Annotated in this window: 3 protein-coding genes; all 3 read left to right on the top strand. The window is 58.7% G+C overall.

The window, feature by feature from the left end:
* Positions 1–777: class 1 fructose-bisphosphatase (locus tag ACXJ5O_RS22270; protein ID WP_457301795.1), on the top strand; the 777-nt coding region annotated here is incomplete at its 5' end.
* 15 nt (positions 778–792) lie between these two features.
* Entirely contained in the window at positions 793–1665 is an 873-nt protein-coding gene (locus ACXJ5O_RS22265) for a phosphoribulokinase (RefSeq protein ID WP_112529045.1), read from the top strand.
* 11 nt (positions 1666–1676) lie between these two features.
* Positions 1677–3357, top strand: a 1681-nt coding sequence (tkt, locus tag ACXJ5O_RS22260; protein ID WP_457301794.1) for a transketolase, incomplete at its 3' end; no start/stop codon positions are given.

The raw sequence follows: 3357 nt of genomic DNA, 5'->3' as shown, positions 1-3357 counted from the left end.
GAACTCGCCCATCCAGCCTTGCTCGACCCAAGCSCACCACTGGCGCTGGCGATCGATCCGCTCGACGGCTCATCCAACATCGACACCAATGTCTCTATAGGGACAATCTTCTCCATCCTCCCGGTGGCAGGCGAGCCGGACAGCGAGCCTGGCGCATCGTTTTTCCAGAAAGGCGATCGCCAGCTCGCTGCCGGTTTCTTCATTTATGGGCCGCAACTTGCCTTGGTACTCACGCTTGGCAGCGGCACGCATGTCTTCGTGTTTTCGGCGCGGCTCGGAACTTTCATTCAGGCCTATGCGAGTATCGTTATTCCTGACCGTGCCTATGAATTCGCCATCAATGCTGCCAATTACCGGCATTGGGACGAGGCGGTGCAGCTCTATGTAGATGACTGTCTAAAGGGCAGCGAAGGGCCGCGCGAGCGTGATTTCAACATGCGCTGGATCGCATCTCTGGTCGCGGAAACCTACCGAATCCTCATGCGCAGCGGCGTGTTTCTTTATCCCGGAGACAGGCGCAAGGGCTATGGCGACGGCCGTATACGTCTCGTCTACGAAGCCAATCCCATTGCCTTTCTCATCGAGCAGGCGGGCGGCGCCGCGACCAACACGGCGAGCCGCATACTCGATCTGACACCGAAGACCATGCATCAGCGTGTGCCATTCATCTTCGGTTCGGCAAGGGAAGTTGCCCGTATCAGCCGGTATCACACCGAGCCCAGCAACATCGGCGAACGCGCGCCGCTGTTCAGCAAGCGTGGCCTGTTCAGGGTTTGAGTGGAGGAAGAAATCATGTCGGCAAAGCACCCAATCATATCGATCACTGGCTCGTCAGGCGCGGGAACGACCTCTGTCAAGCGCATCTTCGAGCAGATTTTCCGCCGCGAACATATCGAGGCCGCTTTCATCGAGGGCGACGCATTCCACCGGTATGACCGCAATGCCATGAAGGCAAAGGTTGCGGAGGAAGAAGCCAAGGGTAACCCCAATTTCACGCATTTCCATGTCGATGCCAACGAGTTGAACAAGCTCGATGAGGTTTTCGAGGAATACGGCCGCCGGGGTACGGGCCAAACGCGGACCTATATCCACGACGAAGAGGAAGCCGCGCAATACGACGCACCTGCAGGCACATTCACGGAATGGCGTGATTTTCCGCCGAGCACCTTGCTGTTCTATGAGGGCTTGCATGGCTGCGCTGTAGCGGAGGGCGTCAACCTTGCCCGCCACGCGGATCTGAAGATCGGCGTCGTTCCCGTGATCAATCTCGAATGGATACAAAAGATCCATCGTGATCGTTCGACGCGCGGCTATTCCACCGAGGCGGTCATGGATGTGATCCTGCGCCGCATGCCGGATTATGTGCGTTACATCACGCCGCAATTCACGCTGACCGACATCAATTTCCAGCGCGTTCCCATTGTCGATACGTCAAACCCGTTCATTGCGCGGTGGATTCCGACACCGGACGAGTCGATGCTGGTGATCCGGTTTGCCCGGCCGCGCGGGATCGATTTCCCCTATCTGCTGTCGATGATCCACGATTCCTTCATGTCGCGGGCCAATTCGATTGTCGTCCCCGGCAACAAGCTGGATCTCGCCATGCAACTTATCCTGACGCCGCTGATCATGCAGTTGATCGAACGCAAAAACCGCGCCTCGTGAAGGAGATAGCGATGAATACGCAAGCTTTGCTTCAAGAAACGCCGGAAACTGAAACCGTTTCGGAACGGGATATGGCTAATGCAATCCGGGCGCTGGTTATGGACAGCGTCCAGAAGGCCAATTCCGGGCATCCCGGCATGCCGATGGGCATGGCCGACGTCGCAACAGTTCTCTTCAACCGCTTCATCAAGCTTGATCCATTGCATCCGCAGTGGCCGGATCGCGACAGGTTCGTTTTGTCGGCTGGGCACGGCTCGATGCTGCAATACGCACTGCACTATCTGATCGGCTATCCCGACATGCCGGTCGAGGAGTTGCAGCGTTTCCGCCAGCTTGGCGCCAAGACGGCAGGTCATCCGGAATATGGTCATGCGCAGGGCATCGAGATGACCACCGGCCCGCTCGGGCAGGGTATTGCCACGGCCGTCGGCATGGCTTTGGCCGAGCGTTTGCTTGTCCAGCGGTTCGGCGAGGATATCGTCGACCACCATACTTATGTGATCGCAGGAGATGGCTGCCTGCAGGAGGGCATCAGTCACGAAGCGATCGATCTTGCCGGTCATCTAAGGCTGTCGAAGCTCATCGTCTTCTGGGACAACAACTCCATCTCGATCGATGGTCCGACCTCTCTTTCGACGTCCATGGACCAGCTGATGCGGTTCGAGGCTGCGGGTTTCGACGTTCRGGAGATCGACGGCCACGACTACGAAGAAATCGCCGATGCGATTGCCCGCGCCAGGTCGTCTGACCGGCCGTCGCTCATCTCGTGCCGCACGATCATCGGCAAAGGGGCGCCCAATCTGCAGGGAACCGAGAAGACCCACGGCGCCCCGCTCGGCGAAAGCGAAATCGCGGCAGTGCGTCAGGCAATCGACTGGCCGCATCAGCCATTCGAGGTTCCCGAAGACATCATCGAGACCTGGCGCGACGTGGCGCGTCGTGGGGCTGATGAACGGCGCGAATGGTGTGTACGAATGGCGGCCTCACCGCACGGGGAAAATCTGAGGCTGGCCGTTCAAAAGCAGTTGCCGGCGAGCCTGTTTGAAGAGCTTGGCGCTTTCCGCCGCGAACATGTCGAGAAGTCTACCAAGGTCGCGACACGCAAGGCTTCGGAAATGGTGCTTGGTGTCATCAACAATGCTACCGATCTGACGATTGGCGGTTCGGCTGACCTTACCCACTCAAACCTGACCGTTACGCCCGGAATGCGCGACGTCACACCGCAAAGTTTTTCCGGCCGCTATATCCATTACGGCATCCGCGAACATGGCATGGCGGCGGCGATGAACGGCCTTGCCCTGCATGGCGGCTTCATTCCCTATGGCGGCACGTTCCTGGCCTTTGCCGATTACGCGCGGGGTGCGATGCGTCTCTCGGCGCTGATGGGCCAGCAGGTCATCTACGTCATGACCCATGACTCGATTGGTCTTGGTGAGGACGGTCCGACCCATCAGCCAATCGAACATCTGGCGATGCTACGGGCAACACCCGGCATAAACGTGTTCCGTCCTGCCGACATCATCGAAACCGCCGAGTGCTGGGAGCTCGCGCTGAAATATTCCGACCGGCCGAGTGTCATCGTCCTGTCACGCCAGAATCTCGCGATGCTGCGTCACGTTCATGCGGAAGAAAACCGGTCCAGCCGCGGCGCCTATGTCCTGCGCGAAACAGCGGAACCGCGCGCAATTACGC

Source organism: Phyllobacterium sp. P5_D12 (genome assembly GCF_054049495.1).
This window is presented reverse-complemented; position numbering and strand designations above follow the sequence as displayed.